Origin of the sequence: Saccharothrix luteola, from assembly GCF_020859565.1 — a bacterium.
Classification (GTDB): domain Bacteria; phylum Actinomycetota; class Actinomycetes; order Mycobacteriales; family Pseudonocardiaceae; genus Actinosynnema; species Actinosynnema luteola.
Genome location: NZ_JAJHUO010000008.1, coordinates 65423 through 84862, shown reverse-complemented (window position 1 = coordinate 84862; position 19440 = coordinate 65423). Strand labels below are relative to the sequence as shown.

Annotated in this window: 14 protein-coding genes; 11 read left to right on the top strand and 3 right to left on the bottom strand. The window is 73.5% G+C overall.

What is annotated here, in order from left to right; genetic code table 11:
- The first annotated feature begins 78 nt into the window (after positions 1–78).
- The 9 genes from LNK82_RS13140 to LNK82_RS13100 all read left to right on the top strand — a co-directional run bounded on the left by LNK82_RS13140 (position 79) and on the right by LNK82_RS13100 (position 11200).
- A complete protein-coding gene (locus LNK82_RS13140; protein WP_230567452.1) occupies positions 79–2052 on the top strand; it encodes a molybdopterin oxidoreductase family protein in 1974 nt (657 codons plus the stop codon).
- On the top strand, positions 2049–3491 hold the full coding sequence (locus LNK82_RS13135) for an FAD-dependent oxidoreductase (RefSeq protein ID WP_230567240.1): 1443 nt from the start codon (positions 2049–2051) through the stop codon (positions 3489–3491). Before LNK82_RS13140 ends, LNK82_RS13135 begins: the two co-directional genes overlap by 4 nt.
- A 100-nt stretch (positions 3492–3591) precedes the next feature.
- A complete protein-coding gene (locus tag LNK82_RS13130) occupies positions 3592–4944 on the top strand; it encodes an MFS transporter (RefSeq protein ID WP_230567239.1) in 1353 nt (450 codons plus the stop codon).
- A gap of 119 nt (positions 4945–5063) precedes the next feature.
- A complete protein-coding gene (gene nirB, locus LNK82_RS13125; RefSeq protein ID WP_230567238.1) occupies positions 5064–7568 on the top strand; it encodes a nitrite reductase large subunit NirB in 2505 nt (834 codons plus the stop codon).
- Positions 7565–7885 carry a nitrite reductase small subunit NirD gene (gene nirD / locus LNK82_RS13120; protein ID WP_230567237.1) on the top strand — a complete coding sequence of 107 codons (321 nt, stop codon included), beginning with the start codon at positions 7565–7567 and terminating at the stop codon, positions 7883–7885. The genes nirB and nirD overlap by 4 nt, the downstream gene beginning before the upstream one ends.
- Complete coding sequence (locus tag LNK82_RS13115) at positions 7882–8997, top strand: uroporphyrinogen-III synthase (protein ID WP_230567236.1); 1116 nt, start codon at positions 7882–7884, stop codon at positions 8995–8997. Before nirD ends, LNK82_RS13115 begins: the two co-directional genes overlap by 4 nt.
- Entirely contained in the window at positions 8994–9659 is a 666-nt protein-coding gene (locus LNK82_RS13110) for a sirohydrochlorin chelatase (RefSeq protein ID WP_230567235.1), read from the top strand. Before LNK82_RS13115 ends, LNK82_RS13110 begins: the two co-directional genes overlap by 4 nt.
- Before the next feature lie 192 nt (positions 9660–9851).
- Positions 9852–10814 carry a pirin family protein gene (locus tag LNK82_RS13105; RefSeq protein ID WP_230567234.1) on the top strand — a complete coding sequence of 321 codons (963 nt, stop codon included), beginning with the start codon at positions 9852–9854 and terminating at the stop codon, positions 10812–10814.
- Positions 10811–11200 (top strand): tetratricopeptide repeat protein, encoded by a 390-nt coding sequence (locus tag LNK82_RS13100; protein ID WP_230567233.1) that lies wholly within the window; start codon positions 10811–10813, stop codon positions 11198–11200. Before LNK82_RS13105 ends, LNK82_RS13100 begins: the two co-directional genes overlap by 4 nt.
- On the opposite strand, the gene LNK82_RS13095 is transcribed toward LNK82_RS13100, so the two are convergent.
- Positions 11163–11489 (bottom strand): MGMT family protein, encoded by a 327-nt coding sequence (locus LNK82_RS13095; protein ID WP_230567232.1) that lies wholly within the window; start codon positions 11487–11489, stop codon positions 11163–11165. The genes LNK82_RS13100 and LNK82_RS13095 overlap by 38 nt on opposite strands.
- A gap of 113 nt (positions 11490–11602) precedes the next feature.
- On the opposite strand from LNK82_RS13095, the gene LNK82_RS13090 reads away from it, so the two are divergent.
- On the top strand, positions 11603–14767 hold the full coding sequence (locus tag LNK82_RS13090; RefSeq protein ID WP_372470478.1) for an ATP-dependent helicase: 3165 nt from the start codon (positions 11603–11605) through the stop codon (positions 14765–14767).
- Between the two features lie 70 nt (positions 14768–14837).
- Positions 14838–18425 (top strand): ATP-dependent helicase, encoded by a 3588-nt coding sequence (locus tag LNK82_RS13085; protein ID WP_372470477.1) that lies wholly within the window; start codon positions 14838–14840, stop codon positions 18423–18425.
- Here LNK82_RS13085 and LNK82_RS13080 read toward each other — a convergent pair.
- Together LNK82_RS13080 and LNK82_RS13075 are read right to left on the bottom strand one after the other, a co-directional pair.
- Complete coding sequence (locus tag LNK82_RS13080; protein ID WP_230567231.1) at positions 18422–18958, bottom strand: hypothetical protein; 537 nt, start codon at positions 18956–18958, stop codon at positions 18422–18424. The two genes, LNK82_RS13085 and LNK82_RS13080, sit on opposite strands and share 4 nt — an antisense overlap.
- Positions 18959–19037: 79 nt before the next feature.
- Positions 19038–19418, bottom strand: coding sequence for a DoxX family protein (locus LNK82_RS13075; protein WP_230567230.1), 381 nt, complete (start codon positions 19416–19418; stop codon positions 19038–19040).
- Positions 19419–19440 lie beyond the last annotated feature (22 nt).

Here is a 19440-nt window from a genome sequence, read left to right as displayed (position 1 = left end):
CCGCTTCTTACCGTCGGGCTCGTGACCGCCTCCGCGAGCATCGACACGCACTGCCCGTACTGCGCGCTGCAGTGCGCGATGTCCATCGAGAACGGCAAGGTGTCGCCGCGCGAGTTCCCGACCAACCGCGGCGGGCTCTGCCAGAAGGGCTGGACGTCGGCCGAGCTGCTGACCTCGCCCCACCGGCTGACCACGCCGCTGGTGCGCCGGGACGGCGAGCTGCGGCCCGCCACCTGGGACGAGGCGCTGGACCTCGTGGCGGCCAAGCTCAAGGACCTCCGCGAGACCCACGGCCCGGACTCGGTCGGCGTGTTCGGCGGCGGCGGGCTGACCAACGAGAAGTCGTACCTGCTGGGCAAGTTCGCCCGGGTCGCGCTGGGCACGTCCCAGATCGACTACAACGGCCGGTTCTGCATGTCCAGCGCCGCCGCCGCGGGCCTGAAGGCGTTCGGGCTGGACCGCGGCATGCCGTTCCCCGTCACCGACCTCGACCGCGCGGACGCGATCCTGCTGGTCGGCGGCAACCCGGCGGAGACCATGCCGCCGTTCGTGCAGCACCTCCGCAACGCCGAGCTGATCGTCATCGACCCCCGGCGCACGCCCACCGCCGAGCTGGCCACCCTGCACCTGCAGCCCGCGCCCGGCACGGACCTCGCGCTGGCGCTCGGCCTGCTGCACACCGCCGTGGCCGACGGCTACCTGGACAAGGAGTACCTGGCCGAGCGCACCACCGGCTTCGACGACGCCTGGCGCATCGCCGCCACGTGGTGGCCGGAACGCGTCGAGCGGGTCACCGGCGTGCCGGTCGCGGACCAGCGGGCGGCGGTGCGGATCCTGGCCGAGGCGCACAACGCCTACGTCCTCACCGGCCGCGGCACCGAGCAGCACGCCAGCGGCGCGGACACCGTGTCGGCGTGGATCAACCTGGCGCTGGCGCTGGGCCTGCCCGGCCGGAAGTACTCCGGCTACGGCTGCCTCACCGGCCAGGGCAACGGCCAGGGCGGGCGCGAGCACGGGCAGAAGGCCGACCAGCTCCCCGGCTACCGCAAGATCGACGACCCGGCGGCCCGCGAGCACATCATGAACGTCTGGGGCGTCGACGACCTGCCCGGACCCGGCCGCTCGGCCTACGAGCTGCTCGACGCGCTGGGGCAGCCCGGTGGCCCGAAGGCGCTGCTGGTGTTCGGCAGCAACGTCATCGTCTCCGCGCCGCGCTCCCAGCACGTCGCCGACCGGCTCAAGGCGCTGGACCTGCTGGTCGTGGCCGACCTGGTGCTGTCGGAGACGGCCGCGGTCGCCGACGTCGTGCTGCCGGTCACGCAGTGGGCCGAGGAGAGCGGCACGATGACCAACCTCGAAGGCCGGATCCTGCTGCGCCAGGTGGCCGTGGCCCCGCCGGAGGGCGTGCGCAGCGACCTGGACGTGCTGCGCGGCCTGGCGACCCGGCTCGGGCAGCCCGCCGAGCGGTTCCCGACCGAGCCGGAGGTGGTGTTCGAGGAGCTCCGGCAGGCGTCGAAGGGCGGCGTCGCCGACTACTCCGGCGTGACCTACGAGCGGCTGCGCGACGGCGAGGCCCTGCACTGGCCCGTGGTCCAGGAGAGCACGCCGCGCACCTTCCTCGACCGCTTCGCGCACGCCGACGGCCTGGCCAGGTTCGTGCCCGTCGAGCACCGCGGACCCGCGGAGGTGCCCGACGCCGACTACCCGTTGCAGGCGACCACCGGCCGGGTGCTCCAGCACTACCAGTCCGGCGCGCAGACCCGGCTGGTGCCCGAGCTGAACAAGGCCGAGCCCGAGGCGTACGTGGAGGTCCACCCGGACACCGCGACCAGGGCGGGCCTGGACAACGGCGGGATGGCGGCCGTCGTCTCGCGGCGCGGCCGGACCGTGGCGCGGGTGCGCTGCGTGCCGTCGATGCGGATCGACGTGGTGTTCCTGCCCTTCCACTACGCGGGCGAGGGCCGGGCGAACCTGCTGACCAACCCGGCGCTGGACCCGACCAGCCGGATGCCCGAGTTCAAGGTGTGCGCGGTCCGATTGGAGTCGCTATGAGGAACGTTGTCATCGTGGGCTACGGCATGGCCGGCGCCCGGCTGGCCGACGAGATCCGGCGCCGCGACCCGAAGGCGGAACGCGTCTCGGTGACCGTGCTGGGCGACGAGTCGCACCACGCGTACAACCGGGTGCTGCTGTCCAGCGTGGTCGCCGGGTCGCTGACGCCCGACGCGGTGCGGCTGCACGACCCCGACTGGGCCGCCAAGCACCACGTCGACCTGCGGCTCGGCAGCGCGGTCGGCAAGATCGACCGCACCCGCCGGGTCGTGCACGTCGACGACACCGAGGTGCCCTACGACGCGTTGGTGCTGGCCACGGGCTCGCGGTCGTGGGTGCCGCCGACGCCCGGCCTGCTCGACGGCAACGGCGCCCTCGCGCCCGGCGCGGTGGCGTTCCGCTCGCTGGACGACTGCGCCGAGATCGTGGCCAAGGCCTCGCCCGGCACGCCGGTCGCGGTGCTCGGCGGCGGGCTGCTCGGGCTGGAGGCCGCGCGCGGCCTGGCCGGCCGGGGCTGCCTGGTCACCGTGGTGCACCCGGTCAAGCACCTGATGGAACGGCAGCTCGACGCGGGCGCGGGCCGGGTGCTCGCCACGACGTTGAACGGCCTGGGCATCGAGTTCCGGCTCGGCGTGCTGGCCGCGAAGTACACGCCCGGCGACGGGCTGGAGCTCGACGACGGCACGCACGTGCCCGCGGACCTGGTCGTCGTCTCGGCGGGCGTGCGCGCGGAGACCTCGCTGGCCGAGCAGGCGGGCATCGAGGTCGACCGGGGCATCCTCGTGGACGACGCGCTGCGCACCAGCGACCCCAGGGTGCACGCCATCGGCGACTGCGCCCAGCACGTCGGCACGGTGTCCGGCCTGGTCCAGCCCGCGTGGGAGCAGGCGGCCGTGCTCGCCGACCGGCTCACCGGCGTCGCGCCGGCCGCCCGCTACTCCGGCACCACCGTCGTGACCAGGCTCAAGGCCCGCGACGTCGACCTGGCCGCGTTGGGCGACGTGCACGTGGGCGTCGACTCGGTCGACGACGAGGTGCTGTGCTTCCAGGACCCGGCGCGCGGCCGGTACGCCAAGCTCGTGCTGCGCGACGACAAGGTCACCGGCGCGATCGTGCTCGGCGCGCCGGACGCGGCGGCGGCCATCACCCAGCTGTTCGACCGCGGCCTGCCCGCGCCGACCGACCGGCTCGCGCTGCTGCTGGGCCGCGCGCTGCCCGCCGAGAACGAGGCCAGCCCCGCCGACCTGCCCGCGTCCGCGGTGGTGTGCCGGTGCAACACGGTCAGCAAGGGCCAGCTGGTCAGCGCCTGGCGCGGCGGCGCGACGACGTTGTCCTCGATCGCCGAGGTCACGCGGGCCAGCACGGGCTGTGGGGGCTGCAAGGACGCGGTGTGCGGGATCGTCGACTGGCTCGCCGCCTCACAGCCCCAATCCGCTTGATGTGCGCGGGAGTTGCCGCCGACGACACCTGTCCGAACGTCGGGGTAACGGACCGTTCTTACGGTTCCTGCAACGGGAAATCGGTGTCCAGGAGGGTCCAATGAGCACGGTGATGGAGACCAAGGGCGTTGCGCCTCAGGCCAAACGCGGTGGTCGGTGGATCGAGCACTGGGAGCCGGAGGACCCGTCGTTCTGGGAGACGACCGGCAAGAAGGTCGCCCGCAAGAACCTGGTCTTCTCCATCCTGGCGGAGAACCTGGGCTTCACGGTGTGGAGCCTGATGAGCATCGTGGTCGTGAGCCTCGGCTCCGTCGGCTTCAGCTTCAGCGTCGGCCAGACGTTCTGGCTGCTCATCGTGCCGAACCTGGTCGGCGCGGTGCTGCGCATCCCCTACACGTTCGCGGTGCCGAAGTTCGGCGGGCGGGCGTGGACCACGATCAGCGCCGGCCTGCTGCTGATCCCCACCACGATGCTGGCGATCGCGGTGAGCAACCCCGGCACGCCGTACTGGTTCTTCCTGCTCACGTCGGCCGCGATGGGCTTCGGCGGCGGCAACTTCTCGTCCTCCATGGCGAACATCTCGTTCTTCTACCCGGAGGGCAAGAAGGGCCTGGCGCTCGGCCTCAACGCGGCGGGCGGCAACCTCGGCGTGGCCATGGTGCAGCTCGTCGTGCCGATCGTCATCTCCCTCGGCACGGGCATCAACCTGGCCTACGCGGCGCTGTTCTGGATGCCGTTCATCATCGTGGCCTCGGCGTGCGCGTGGTTGCTCATGGACAGCCTCACCCAGGCCAAGCCGGACGGCACGTCGTACAAGAAGGCGATGTCGAACAAGCACACGTGGGTGATGTCGTTCCTGTACATCGGCACGTTCGGCTCGTTCATCGGCTTCTCGTTCGCGTTCCCGTCGCTGATCAAGCTCAGCTTCGTCGACTACAAGAGCTTCGTCGGCCTGGCCTTCCTCGGCGCCCTCATCGGCTCGGTGAGCAGGCCGTTCGGCGGGTGGCTCGCCGACCGGTTCGGCGGCGCGCGGATGACCATGGCGGTGTTCCTCGGCCTGGCCGCCGGCACCGTCAGCCTGCTGGTCAGCATCGAGATCCGCAGCTTCGCGCTGTTCTTCGGCTCGTTCATCGCGCTGTTCGTGCTGGCCGGCGTCGGCAACGGCTCGACCTACCGGATGATCCCGGCGATCTTCATGGCGCAGACCGCGGACGTCCCGTCGGCCAAGCGGCAGGCCGCGGCCGTGGTCGGCATCGCGGGCGCGATCGGCGCGTTCGGCGGCGTGCTGGTCAACCTGGTGTTCAAGTTCTCGCTCGAGGGCAGCAAGACGCTGGCGCCCGCGCTCACCGCGTTCCTGGTGTTCTACGGCCTCTGCATGGCCACCACCTGGTGGTTCTACATGCGGCGACGGGTGTTCGCGCGCGTGCCGAGCCTCGCCTACGCCGGCGTGTGACGCACACAACCCTCTGAAGTGCGGCGTGAGGCTGCTTTAACGCCTGCGCAACATTCGCGACCTTGGCACGACACGGTGCCCGGTGAGCATTGACCTGGGCGGAAGAAGGGATTGGTCCCATGACGCGAACGCTGGTGGTGGTCGGTCACGGCATGGTCGGTCACCGGCTCGTGGAGGCCCTCCGCGAGAAGGACGTGACCGGTCAGTGGCGGATCGTCGTGTTCGCCGAGGAGACCCGTCCGGCCTACGACCGGGTCGCGCTCTCGTCCTACGTGGACAACTGGGACGCCGGGTCGCTGAGCCTCGCGCCGCACGACGACGACGCCGTCGAGCTGCACCTGGACGACAAGGTGGTGCACCTCGACCGCGACAACAAGGTCGTGCGCACCGCCAAGGGCCGGGTGCAGCCCTACGACGCGCTGGTCCTGGCCACCGGCTCGGTGCCGTTCGTGCCGCCCGTGCCCGGCCGTGACCTGCCCGGGTGCCACGTCTACCGCACCATCGACGACCTGGACGGCATCCGCGCCACGGTCGAGTCGGCGCGCGCGGCGGGCCGGCATGCGGGCATGGTGCTCGGCGGCGGCCTGCTCGGCCTGGAGGCGGCGAACGCGCTGCGCGGCATGGGCATCTCGCCGCACGTGGTCGAGCTCGGCCCGCGGCTGATGCCGCTGCAGGTGGACGAGGGTGGCGGCGGCCTGCTCAAGCGCCTGGTCGAGAAGCTGGACCTGACCGTGCACACCGGCACGTCCGCGTCCTCCATCGAGCAGGACCGCGGGCGGCTCATCGCCAAGCTGTCCAACGGCGTCGAGCTCGACCTGGACGTCGTGGTGTTCTCCGCGGGCATCCGGCCGCGCGACGAGCTGGCCCGCTCGTTCGGCCTCACCGTCGGCGAGCGCGGCGGCATCATCGTCGACAAGGCGTGCCGCACCTCCGACGAGCACGTCTACGCCATCGGCGAGTGCGCCAACCTCGACGGCATGGTGTACGGCCTGGTCGCGCCGGGCTACTCCATGGCCGAGGTGGTCGCCGACCGCCTGCTCGGCGGCGCCGCCGAGTTCCCGGGCGCGGACATGTCCACCAAGCTCAAGCTCCTCGGCGTGGACGTGGCCTCGTTCGGCGACGCGCACGCCAAGCAGGAGGGCGCGCTGGAGGTCGTCGTCAACGACGCCGTGGCCGGCACCTACGCCAAGGTCGTGGTGTCCGACGACGCGAAGACCCTGCTCGGCGGCATCCTCGTCGGCGACGCGTCCAAGTACGCGTCGCTGCGGCCGCTGGTCGGCAGGCCCGTGCCCGGCGACCCGGTCGCGCTGATCGGGCCGGAGGGCGGCGTCGAGCTGACCCTGCCGCACGACGCGCAGGTGTGCTCGTGCCACGCGGTCACCAAGCAGCAGATCGTGGACGTGGTCGACTCCGGCGAGGCCGTCGACGTGCCGGGCATCAAGTCCTGCACCAAGGCGGGCACCGGCTGCGGCTCGTGCGTGCCGATGCTGAAGAAGCTGCTGTCCGAGTGCGGCGTCGAGCAGTCCAAGGCGCTGTGCGAGCACTTCGACCAGTCCCGCGCCGAGCTGTTCGAGGTCGTCCGCTCCACCGGCGTCACCACGTTCTCCGAGCTGGTCTCCCGGCACGGTCGCGGCCACGGCTGCGACATCTGCAAGCCCGCCGTCGCCTCGATCCTCGCGTCGCTGGACAACGGGCACGTGCTGGAGGGCGAGCAGGCCGCCCTGCAGGACACCAACGACCGCTTCCTGGCCAACATGCAGCGCAACGGCACCTACTCGGTCGTGCCGCGCATCCCCGGCGGCGAGATCACGCCGGAAAAGCTGATCGTCATCGGCGAGGTCGCCCGCGACTTCGGCCTCTACACCAAGATCACCGGCGGGCAGCGGATCGACCTGTTCGGCGCGACCGTCGACCAGCTCCCGCTGATCTGGAAGCGCCTGGTGGACGCCGGTTTCGAGTCCGGCCACGCCTACGGCAAGGCGCTGCGCACGGTGAAGTCGTGCGTCGGCACCACGTGGTGCCGCTACGGCGTGCAGGACTCCGTGTCGCTGGCCATCGCGCTGGAGCTGCGCTACCGCGGCCTGCGGTCGCCGCACAAGCTCAAGTCCGCCGTGTCCGGCTGCGCGCGCGAGTGCGCCGAGGCGCGGGGCAAGGACTTCGGCATCATCGCGACCGAGAACGGCTGGAACCTCTACGTCGGCGGCAACGGCGGCTTCACCCCGCGCCACGCCGACCTGATCGCGTCCGACGTGGACACCGAGACCCTGATCAAGCTGATCGACCGGTTCCTGATGTTCTACATCCGCACCGCGGACCGGTTGCAGCGCACGTCGACGTGGATCGAGTCGCTGGAAGGCGGGCTCGACCACCTGCGCGACGTCATCGTCGACGACAGCCTCGGCATCTGCGCCGACCTGGAAGCCGCGATGGCCAAGCACGTGGACAACTACGCCGACGAGTGGCGCGGTGTGCTGGAGGACCCGGAGAAGCTGTCCCGCTTCACCTCGTTCGTCAACGCGCCCGGCACGCCCGACCCGACGATCACGTTCCGCGAGGAGCGCGGCCAGAAGGTGCCGGTCCTGTTGGGCGTTCCCACTGTCGGCCAGGCGGAGGTTTCCCGATGACACCTGTGTGCGAGTTGAGCGCCCTGCAGCCCGACCGCGGGGTGGCGGCCCTGCTGCCCGACGGTTCCCAGGTGGCGGTGTTCCTCACCTCGGCCGGGACCGTGCACGCGTTGGGCAACATCGACCCGTTCAGCGGCGCGGCCGTGATGTCGCGCGGCATCGTCGGCGACCGCGGCGGCGTGCCGGTGGTCGTGTCACCGGTGTACAAGCAGGCCTTCGAGCTCTCCACCGGCAAGTGCCTGGACGACCCCTCGACCGGCGTGCCGGTGCACCCCGTGGTCGTGGCCGACGGCGTCATCCAGGTCGGGTCACCGTGAACGCCGCCCCGCTGGCCGGGTACACGGTCGGGGTGACCGCCGCCCGGCGGGCCGACGAGCTCTCGGCTCTGCTCGAGCGCAAGGGCGCGACCGTGCTGCACGGTCCCGCCATCAGGATCGTGCCCCTGCCCGACGACACCGAGCTGCTGGCCGCGACCAAGGCCGTGGTGGAGGAGCCGGTGGACGTCGTGGTGGCCACCACCGGCATCGGCTTCCGCGGCTGGGTGGAGGCCGCGGAGGGCTGGGGGCTCGGCGCGCGTCTGCTGACCAGGCTGTCCGGGGCGCGGGTGCTGGCCAGGGGGCCGAAGGCGCGGGGCGCGGTGCGCGCAGCCGGGTTGGTGGAGGCGTGGTCGCCGGAGGGCGAGAGCAACGCCGAGCTGCTCGACCACCTGCTGCGGGCCGGCGTGTCCGGTCGGCGCATCGCCGTGCAGCTGCACGGCGAGCCGCTGCCGGAGTTCACGTCGACCTTGCGCGCGGCCGGCGCCGTGGTCGTCGAGGTCCCCGTCTACCGCTGGACGGGCCCGTCCGACCCCGCGCCGCTGGAACGGCTGCTGGAGGCCGTGCTCGCCGGCCAGGTGGACGCGCTCACGTTCACCAGCGCGCCGGCCGCGGCCTCCGTGCTGCGCGTGGCGGAGGCGATGGGCAAGCAGACCGAGCTGATCTCGTTGCTGCGCCGGGAAGTGCTGGTGGTGGGCGTCGGCGCGATCACCGCCGGACCGCTGGTCGCGGCCGGCGTGCCCGTCGTGCAGCCGGCACGGGCGCGGATCGGCGCGCTGGCGCGTGAGCTCGCGCTGGAGCTGCCCGCCAGGGCGACGCGGCTGCGGATCGCGGCCCGGGACATCGAACTGCGCGGCCAGGCCGTGGTGGTGGACGGCGAACTGCGCCCCGTGCCGCCCGCGCCGATGGCCGTGCTGCGCGTGCTGGCCGCCGCCCGTGGCCGGGTGGTGTCCCGGCGCGACCTGCTGGCGGCGCTGCCCAGCGGCGGCGAGGAGCACGCCGTGGAGACCGCCATCGGCCGCCTGCGCTCGGCGTTGGGCGAGCCGCGCATGGTCGCCACCGTCGTGAAGCGCGGCTACCGCCTGGCCATGGACCCCGCCGGGGTGGCCGTATGACCCTGGTCCTCGTCGCGCACGGCACCCGTGACCCCGCCGGGGCCGTTGTCGTGGAAGAGATCGCGTCCCTGGTGCGGGCGCGGCTGGGTGGCGTGCCCGTGCGGGTCGCCTACGCCGACGTGCGGCAGCCGGACGTGACCTCGGTGCTGGAGTCCATCTCGGGCCCGGCCGTCGTGGTCCCCGCGTTCCTGGCCGCGGGCTACCACGTCCGGGTGGACATCCCGGCGCAGGTCGAGGCGTCCGGCCACCCCGACGCGGTGATCACGGACCCGATCGGTCCGGCCCTGCTGCCCGCGCTGCTGGCGCGGCTGACCGAGGCCGGGTGGACGCCGGGCGACTCGGTGGTGCTGGCGGCGGCGGGCTCGTCGGATCCCCGCGCCCTGGCCGACGTCCGCGCCGTGGCCACCGCGCTGTCGCGCCGGGTCGGCCCGGTGACCATCGGCTACGCCGCCACCGCCGAACCCCGCATCTCCGACGTGGTCGCCTCCGCCGCCGGTCGCGTGGCCGTGGCCTCGTGGCTGCTGGCCCCCGGCCTCTTCCACCGGGTCGTCGCCGACTCGGGCGCGGCCGTCGTGGCAGCGCCCATCGGCGCGCACCTGCGGGTCGTGGAAGCCGTCCTCCTCCGCTACTACGAGGCGCGCTGCTTCCAAGACGTGGCCTGACCGCGAGAGTCCTACGTTCACGGCGCGTGAGTCCTACGTCCAGACCGCGCGTGTCCTACGTTCGGAACACCCGAGTTCAACGCTCGGGTGTCGGCGGGCGTGCGACGACGGGCCCGGAATAGTTGAGGGTTCAACCAGGTTGACGCGGGTGAGACCGCCGAACCCGGGCGGTCACCGTCCGAGGAGGCAGTCATGCCCGCCGTCACCGCCGACACCCTGACCTTGCCGCGCCTGCCCCGGTTGCCCGAGGCCGCGACCGAGTGGCGCGGCGTGCGCCGGGTCGTGCGGGCGCAGCGGTTCCTCGAAGGCGAGGGCTTCCAGGTCCGCCGCCCGTTCCCGGGCGTGGAGCTCGCCGACGCGGACCCGTTCCTGCTCCTCGACCACATGGGCGCCGTCGAGTACGGCCCCGGCGAGGCGAAGGGCGCGCCCTGGCACCCGCACCGGGGCTTCGAGACCGTCACCTACATGATCGACGGGGTCTTCGAGCACCGGGACTCCACCGGTGGCGGCGGGGTGATCACCAACGGTGGCACGCAGTGGATGACCGCCGGTTCCGGCGTGCTGCACTCCGAGCTGCCGTCGCAGGAACTGGTGGCGCAGGGCGGGCTGTTCCACGGCGTGCAGCTGTGGGTCAACCTGCCGAAGGCCGCCAAGTGGACGCCGCCGCGCTACCAGGACATCAACGCGGCCGACACCGTGCTGCTGTCCAGCGACGACGGCGGCGCGCTGGTCCGCGTGATCGCCGGTGACGTGGCGGGGCACCAAGGCCCCGGCATGACGCACACGCCGATCACCTACCTGCACGCCACGCTCAGCCCGCACGCCCACCTGACCCTGCCGTGGCCGGAGGACTTCACCGCGATGGTCTACGTCCTGTCCGGTCGCGGCACGGTCGGCGCCGACCACCGCCCGCTCGACGAAGGTCGGCTGGCCGTGTTCGAGAACCACGGCGCCGCGCTCACCATGCGGGCCGACACGACGTGGGACGTCCTGGTGCTGGGCGGGCTGCCGCTGCGCGAGCCGGTCGCGCGCTACGGGCCGTTCGTGATGAACACGCGGGCCGAGATCCTGCAAGCCGTCGAAGACTTCCAAGCCGGGCGACTGGGCGTCACGCACGTGCCGCACGTCACCGCGGCGGACGAGGAGCTGTCATGACCGACGTTCGCGAACTGCTGCGCAAGGGACGGATGTTCCGCGCGTCCGGCGACCCGAGCGGCGCGGCGCGTTACCTGGCCGAGGCCGCGGAGCACGCGCCGGCCGACCGGACCGTGCTGACCGAGCTCGCGCTGGCGCACTTCCAGTCCGCCGCGCTGGGCAAGGCCGAACGGGTGCTGACCGCGCTGGTCGACCTCGACCCGTCCGACGGCTACGCGCGCCTGCTGCTCGGCCGTACGCTCAGCAGGCAGAGCAGGCACGCCGAGGCGCTGCCGCAGCTGCGCCTGGCCGCCGCGATCACGCGCGACCCCGAGGTCGAGTCCGAGGTGGCGCGGGTCGAGGCGCGGGTCAGAACAGGGCCGGGGGCTCGTCGGCCTTCTCCTTGACCGCGTCCTCCCAGCGGTACGTGCGCAGGTCGACCTTGCCCCCGTCGACCGCCACGCCCTCCTCGCGCAGCAGTTGCAGCTGCTCGTCGGCGATGTGGGGCGCGCACGTGCCGTTGGCGCGCAGCACCCGGTGCCACGGCAGGTCGTGCCCGTCCTGGTTGAGCACCTGCCCGACCAGGCGGGGCGACGGCGCGCGGGCGATGTCGGCGACGTCACCGTAGGTCGCGACCCGGCCGCGGGGAATCTCGCGCACGACCGCGCGGACCATCTCGTGCAGTTCCTCGTCCACAGTGCCAGTATGGCCGCTGCTTCGCAGACGGCGGCTCGGTCGCCTGGAAGTCGGTCGTTCGCGACCTCGCGTGGTGGTCCGGTCGTGTCGGGGGTTCGTGGTTCCATGCTCCGGTGGCAGTGAACAGGGCGCCGTTGCTGGTGCGCCGGGTGCGGCAGGAGGAGCCCCGGCGCCACTGGGACGCGCCCGCACGCGCCGTGTTCGACCACGCCGGCGGGCCGCTGCGGTTGCTCGGCGGCCCCGGCACGGGCAAGACGACGTTGCTGGCCGAGGTGGTGGCGCACCGGGTGCTGCACGGCGGCGTGCACCCGGAGAACGTGCTGGTCCTCACCCCCAACCGGCGCGCGGCCGAGGCGATGCGCGCCCACATCACCCGCCTGCTGACCGTCGCCCGCGCCGACGGCGCCCTGCCGACCACGCAGGAACCGCTGGTCAGGACCGTGCACTCGTACGCCTTCGCGGTGCTGCGCGCGCAAGCCGTCCACCAGGGCGAACCCGCGCCCCGCCTGCTCTCCGGCCCCGAGCAGGACGCGGTGGTGCGCGAACTGCTCGCCGGCGACGTGAGCATGGGCGCCCCGAAGTGGCCGGAACGCCTCCGTCCCGCCCTCGCGCTGCCCGCGTTCGCGCACGAGCTGCGCGACCTGATGCTGCGTGCCACCGAACGCGGCTTCGCGCCGGAGGACCTCACCGAACTCGGCCGCGTGCACTCCCGCGAGGAGTGGGTCGCGGCCGGCCTGTTCGCCACCCAGTACGAGCAGGTCAACCTGCTGGCCAGCAGCGGACAGGGCCACGCGCCGTCGTTCGACGCCGCGGAGTTGGTCGGCAGCGCGCTGCTCGCCTTCCAGACCGAGCCGGACGTGCTCGCCGGCGAGCGACGGCGGGTGCGGCACCTCCTGGTCGACGACGCGCAGCACCTCGACCCGTTGCAGTACGAGTTCATCCGCGTGCTGGGCGGCGCCGCGCAGGAGTTCGTCCTCGCCGGCGACCCCGACCAGGCCGTGTTCTCCTTCCGCGGCGCCGACCCGACGCTGCTGTCCGAGGCGGGCGGCCCGGCGGTGGTGCTCACCACGGGCTACCGGATGGCGCCGGAGATCAGGGCCGCGGTGGGCAGGCTCGCCGGACGCCTGCCCGGCGCGTCGCCGACCCGCGAGGTCTCACCGGCCGACGGCACGGGCAACGTCCAGGTCCGCCTGTTCGCGTCCGCCGCGCAGGAGGCGAGCTGGGTGGCCGACCAGCTGCGCCGGGCCCACCTGATCGACGAGGTCCCGTGGTCGCACATGGCCGTCGTGGCGCGGTCGGCGACCAGGTCACTGCCGGTCCTGCAACGCGCGCTGCTCGCGGCCGGCGTCCCGGTGGCCGTGCCGCGCGACGAACTGCCGCTGGCGCGCCAGCCGGCGGTGATGCCGTTCCTGGCGCTGCTGCGCTGCGCGGCCGTGCCCGGGGCCCTCGACGAGGACACCGCCGCGATGCTCCTGTCGTCACCGCTCGGCGGCGCGGACCCGTTGGCGCTGCGGCGGTTGCGGCGCGGCCTGCGCCGGCTGGAGCTGGCCGCGGGCCGTGACCGGCCGAGCGGCGAACTGCTGGTCGAGGTGATCGAGTCGGACGACCGCCTGGCCGCGCTGGAGGACGCCGAGGCGCAGCCGGCGCGCCGCGTCGCCGGGCTGCTCCGCAAGGCCCGCAAGGGGATCGCCGACGGCCTGACCGTCGAGCAGGTGCTGTGGGAGCTGTGGCAGACCACCGGCCTGGAGCTGCGCTGGGTGGCGCAGTCCGCGCGGCACGGCACCGTCGGCATGCAGGCCGACCGGGACCTCGACGCGATCGTGGCGCTGTTCGAGGCCGCCGCGAAGTACGTGGACCGGCTGCCCGGCTCGGGCGCCGAGGGCTTCGCGGACTACCTGGCCGCGCAGGAGATCGTCGGCGACACGCTGGCCGCCGCCGCGCCCACCGGCGAAGCGGTGTCGGTGCTGACCGCGCACGCCGCCGCCGGTCGCGAGTGGACGGTCGTGGCGGTGCCGGGAGTGCAGGAGGGCAGCTGGCCCGACCTGCGGCTGCGCGGGTCGTTGCTGGGCGTGGAGCGCATGGTCGACGTGGTCGCGGGCGTGTCGGCGGAGACGGTGTCCGCGGTCGCGCCGATCCTGGCCGAGGAACGGCGGCTGCTGCTCGTCGCGGCGAGCCGGGCCCGGCGGACGTTGCTGGTCAGCGCGGTGCGCGGGGAGGACGAGCAGCCGTCGCGGTTCCTGGACGAGATCGAGGAGCTGTCCACCGAGGAGCCGGAGCGGCCGACGTTCACCCCCGAGCGCGGGCTGGTGCTGGCCGAGCTGGTCGGCGAGCTGCGGCGGGTCGTGTGCTCCGACGACGAGCCGGCCGAACGCCGGGAGCGCGCGGCCGTCCAGCTGGCCCGGTTGGCGGCGGAAGGCGTGCCGGGCGCGCACCCGGATTCCTGGTACGGCTTGGCGGACGTCACCACGGAAAGTCCTCTGTGGACCGAGGAGCACACGGTGAGCGTGTCGCCGTCCACGGTGGAGACGCTGGCGAAGTGCCCGCTGCGCTGGGTCGTCGAACGGCACGGCGGCCAGGACCCGGCCGAGCTGGCGTCGGTCACCGGCACGCTCGTGCACGCGTTGGCGCAGGCCGCCGCGACCGGCGCGGACGAGAAGGAGCTGCGGGTCAAGCTGGACGAGGCGTGGGCCGCGGTCGACGCGGGCGCGCCCTGGTTCTCCCGCCGCGAGCGGATCCGGGTGGAGCGGATGCTCGACACGTTCCTGGCGTGGCTCGCGTCCAGCCGCTCCCAGCTCACCCAGGTCGCGGTCGAGGAGGAGATCTCCGTCGAGCTCCCGAGACCCGACGACGGCCCGAAGCTGCGCGTGCGCGGCCGGGTCGACCGGCTGGAGACCGACCGGGACGGGCGGCCGGTCGTGGTGGACGTGAAGACCGGCAAGTCCCCGGTGAGCAAGGACAAGGCGCAGGAGCACCCGCAGCTCGCCGTCTACCAGCTGGCGACGGCGCTGGGCGGCTTCACGCACCTGGGCCTCGGCACCGACCCGGGCGGCGCGCGCCTGCTCTACGTGGCCAAGGAGGACCGCAAGTCCGGCGCCGTCGAGCGCGAGCAGGCGCCGCTGGACGAGCAGGGCGTGCGGGTGTGGCTGGAGGCCGTGCAGCTGGCCGCCGGGTCCAGCGTCGGGCCGTCCTACCAGGCGACGGAGAACGCGGACTGTGATCGTTGCCCGGCCCGCACCACGTGCCCGGTGCACTCGTCCGGTCGTCAGGTGAGCCACTAGGGCGGTCCTGACCAGCCACTTCGTCCCCGCCCTGCGGGTCGCCGAAGCCGGCCGGGCCCGACCACGGAGAATGCGGGACGTGGTCGTGCCGAGCGGGGTCGAACGGGTGGCGGGTGAGCCGGTGGCGCTCGCGAGCCCGTTCGAGGTCGCCGAGGCGCTCGGCCTGCCCAAGCCGACGCCCGAGCAGGCCGCCGTCGTCGCCGCGCCCACCGCGCCCGCGCTGGTCGTGGCCGGGGCCGGCGCCGGCAAGACGGAGACGATGGCCGCCCGCGTGGTGTACCTGGTCGCCAACGGCTTCGTCACCCCCGACCGGGTCCTCGGCCTGACGTTCACCCGCAAGGCCGCGCGCCAGCTGTCGGACCGGGTGCGGCTGCGGCTGCGGCGGCTCGGTGGCTCGCCCCTGCTGGACCGGCTCGACCCGAGCGGTGAGCGGCGGGCCGCGGTGCTGACCACGGAGCCGGTGATCCTGACCTACCACGCGTACGCGGGCCGGTTGGTGGGCGAGCACGGCCTGCGGCTGCCCGTGGAGCCGGGCGTGCGGCTGCTCACCGAGACCGCCGCGTGGCAGCTCGCGCACCGCGTGGTGTCGACGTGGAACGACGACCTGGACACCGACAAGGTGCCCGCGACCGTCACCGGCTACCTGCTCGCGCTGGCGGGCGAGCTGGGCGAGCACCTGGTCGACCCGGTCACGCTGTGGCGGCACGCCGAGCGGCTGTGCGCGGTGATCGAGAACGCGCCCAAGACGGCACGGCAGCGCGACGGCCTGCCGGAGTCGCTGAAGGCCGTGGTGAGCGCCCAGCGGCTGCGGGTCAACCTGATCCCGCTGCTGGAGGCCTACCAGGCGCGCAAGCGGCGTGAGGCGGCGATGGACTTCGCCGACCAGATGTCCCTGGCGGCCCGGCTCGCGTCCGAGCACCCGGAGGTCGTGCGGGGCGAGCGGGAGCGCTACGGCGCCGTGCTGCTGGACGAGTACCAGGACACCGGTCACGCGCAACGCGTGCTGCTGCGGTCGTTGTTCGGGCGGGGCGAGCCGATGCCCGTGACGTCGGTGGGCGACCCGGCGCAGGCGATCTACGGCTGGCGCGGCGCGTCGGCGGCGAACCTGCCCCGGTTCGTGCAGGACTTCCCGCCCGCGAAGAAGTACGGCCTGCTCACCAGCTTCCGCAACCCCCCGGAGGTGCTGGCCCTGGCCAACGCCGTGTCCGCGCCGCTGCGCGCGATGGGCCTGGACGTGGACGAGCTGCGCGCCCGTGAGGGCGCCGGGCCGGGCGACGTGCGGGTGGCGTTGTTCGACGACGTGCGGCAGGAGCTGGACTGGGTGGCCGACACGGTCGCCGCGCAGTGGGAGCAGCACCTGGACCACAGCGACGAGCCGCCGACCGCCGCCGTGCTGGTGCGCCGCCGTTCGGACATGGCGAACATCGCGGCGGCGCTGCGGGAACGCGGCCTGCCGGTCGAGGTCGTCGGTCTCGGCGGGCTGCTGGACGAGCCGGAGGTGCGCGACCTGACCAGCGCCCTGCGCGTGCTGGTCGACCCGCTGGCCGGCACCGCCGCCGCCCGGCTGCTCACCGGCTCGCGCTGGCGGATCGCGGCGTACGACCTGGCGGCGCTGTGGGCGCGCGCACGTGACCTGGCCGGTGCGCCGAGCAGGCAGGCCGTGGCGAACGACCCGCTGGCCGTGATCGCGGACGCGCTGCCGGGCGAGCACGCCGAGCAGGCCGGGCTCGCGGACGCGTTGGACGACCCGGGCGACCCGACCGCGTACTCCGCCGAGGGGTACCGGCGGATCCGGCGGCTGGGCGCGGAGCTGTCGTCGTTGCGCCGGCGGCTGGTGCAGCCGCTGCCCGAGCTGGTCGCGGACGTCGAGCGCACGTTGTTGCTGGACATCGAGGCGATGGCCCGGCCGGGCGGGGTGGGGCGGGCGCACCTGGACGCGTTCGCCGACGTGGTCAACGACTTCGCCGCCGCCAGCCCGTCGGCCACCCTGCCCGCGCTGCTCGACTACCTCTACACCGCCGAGCAGGCCGAGGACGGTTTGGAACCCGGCGAGGTGGAGGTGGCCGAGAACCGGGTGCAGGTGCTGACCATGCACTCGGCGAAGGGCTTGGAGTGGCACATCGTCGCCGTGCCGCACGTGGTGAAGGACGTGTTCCCGGGTCGGAAGAAGTCGTCGAGCTGGCTGCGCACGGTGGCTGAGCTGCCCGCCGACCTGCGCGGTGACGCCGAGGACCTGCCGACGCTGCGCATCGCGCCCGACGCCAACCGCAAGGAGGTGGAGGAGGCGCTGGCCCGGCACGAGGACGACTTCGACGCGCGGCGGCTGGTGGAGGAGCGGCGGCTGCTGTACGTGGCGCTGACCAGGTCCGAGCACAGCCTGCTGGTGTCGGGGCACTGGTGGGGCGAGACGGGCGACAAGCCGAAGGGCCCGTCGGCGTTCCTGACCGAGATCCGCGAGTCGGTGCTGGCCGCCGACCACCCGCCCGCCGACATCGCCCACTGGGCGGCCCGTCCGGCCGACGACGAGCCCAACCCGCTCGCGTCGCAGACGAAGACGGCCCAGTGGCCGACCGACCCGCTGGGCAAGCGCCGCGCCGCCGTGGCCGACGGGGCCGAACTGGTCCTGACCGCCCTGGACCGCCACCTCGCCGCGCCGCCGACCCCCGACCTGCCCCCCGAGCCCTCGTCGGAACCGGACCTCGACCTGCCACCCGAACCGCCGGCCGACGACCTGCCCCCGGACCCGCTCGACCTGTCCGACCCGCCGGCCGACGACCTACCTCCCGACCTGCTCGACCTGCCCGAACCCCCGGACCACGAGCCGGACTTCGAGCCTGCCCCCGAACCTGCCCCCGAACCTGACCACGAGCCACCGCCGGACCCGCCCGACTCGGACCCGCGCGTGTCGAACGCTCAGGACCCGCGTGTCGAACCCCCAGGACCCCCGAGTTCCACGTTCGGCGACCCCGACGTGCCCGAGGACGACCCGGACGGCTGGGCCCGGGACGTCGACGTGCTCCTCGCCGAACGCGCCGCCGCGGCCGACCGCCGGGAACGCGTCGTCCTGCCCGACCACCTCTCGGTCAGCCAACTGGTCGAGCTCGCGGCCGACCCGGACCTGCTCGCCCGCCGGCTGCGCCGACCGCTGCCGTTCCCGCCCAACCCGCTGGCCCGCCGCGGCACGGCGTTCCACACCTGGCTGGAACAGCGGTTCGGCGCGAGCCGCCTGTTCGACCTCGACGAACTGCCCGGCGCGGCCGACGACGGCGCGGCGCCGGACAGCGACCTCACCCGTCTGCAGGAGGCGTTCCTGGCCGGCGCGTGGGCCGACCGCGTGCCGCACGACGTCGAGGTGCCGTTCGAGGCGGAGATCGACGGCCTGTCCGTGCGCGGCCGGATGGACGCGGTGTTCGCCGACGACGACGGCGGCTGGACCGTGGTCGACTGGAAGACCGGCGCGGTGCCGGAGCCCGACCGCCTGCCGGCGCTGTCGGTGCAGCTCGCGGCCTACCGGCTGGCGTGGGCGGCGTTGACCGGGACGCCGGTGGAGAAGGTGCGGGCGGCGTTCCACTACGTGCGCCAGGACCACACGCTGCGCCCCGCCGACCTGCTGGACGCCGACGGCCTGCGGGCGCTGATCCGCTCGATCCCGGCTTAGGAGTTCACCCGCGCGTGCGCGGGCACTTCCTTCAGCACCCGGTCGTAGAGCACTTCCAGCAGCCACCGCCCGAACAGCGACGGCCCGAACTCCGTCGACCGGTCCTCCGGCGGCACCAGCAGCTCGGCCGCGCCCGCCGAGTCGACCGCGACCACGCCGATGCCGTAGTAGTCCAGCTCGATCAGCGGCCACGACTGCTTGCCCAGCGGCGCCGGGAGCACCACCGAGCACGGCGCGAGCGTCATCAACGTCCCGCACGACTGCAGCGCGCGGTCCACCGTGGACTCACCCACCAGCACACCGACCAGCTCGACGGCCGGCACGGGCAGCCGGTCGTGCGCGGCCGGCTCGAACCACGAGCGGAACCACGAGGGGTCGGCCTGCGGCGGCCAGCCGTTCGTGCTGCGCCACTCGTGCACATCGGCACGAACCCGCACGACGGCTGACACCTGATGGCCCAGCACGGCGACGTCGGGCACGACGATGCCGCGCCAACCCAACGCCGTCGCGGCATGGTGGAGGAGCGGTTGCACTCGGGCATCCTAGGACTGGTTGCGGTTTCAATGACAGTCCCCCGGCCGCGCTGGGTGTCGAACCCAGTGCCGAGAGTGATCAGGGAGTTGAGTGTCCTACGCGCAAGGCCCACAGGATGAGCGGCACCTGCAACGGCAACCGCCCGTAGGCGACGGCCTTCACCCTGGGTGACTTCGTCCGGTAGTCGTAGGCCATCTTGACGTTGGCCGGGAACACCGCCGCGAAGAACCCGGCCGCCAGCTTCCCGCCCACGCCCCGCGTGCGCGGCACGGCGACCGCCGCCGCCAACGCCAACTCCACGGCCCCGGACAGGTACGTCCAGGTCCGCGGCTTGCCCGGCAGCGCGCGCGGCACGATCGCGTCGTACGGCTTCGGCTTGGCGAAGTGCGCGACACCCGCGGCGCCGAGCAACCCGGCCAGCGCGAGCGCCGACCGGGAACGGGAACGAGTGGGTTCCATGGGACCACCCTGTCACGTCGTC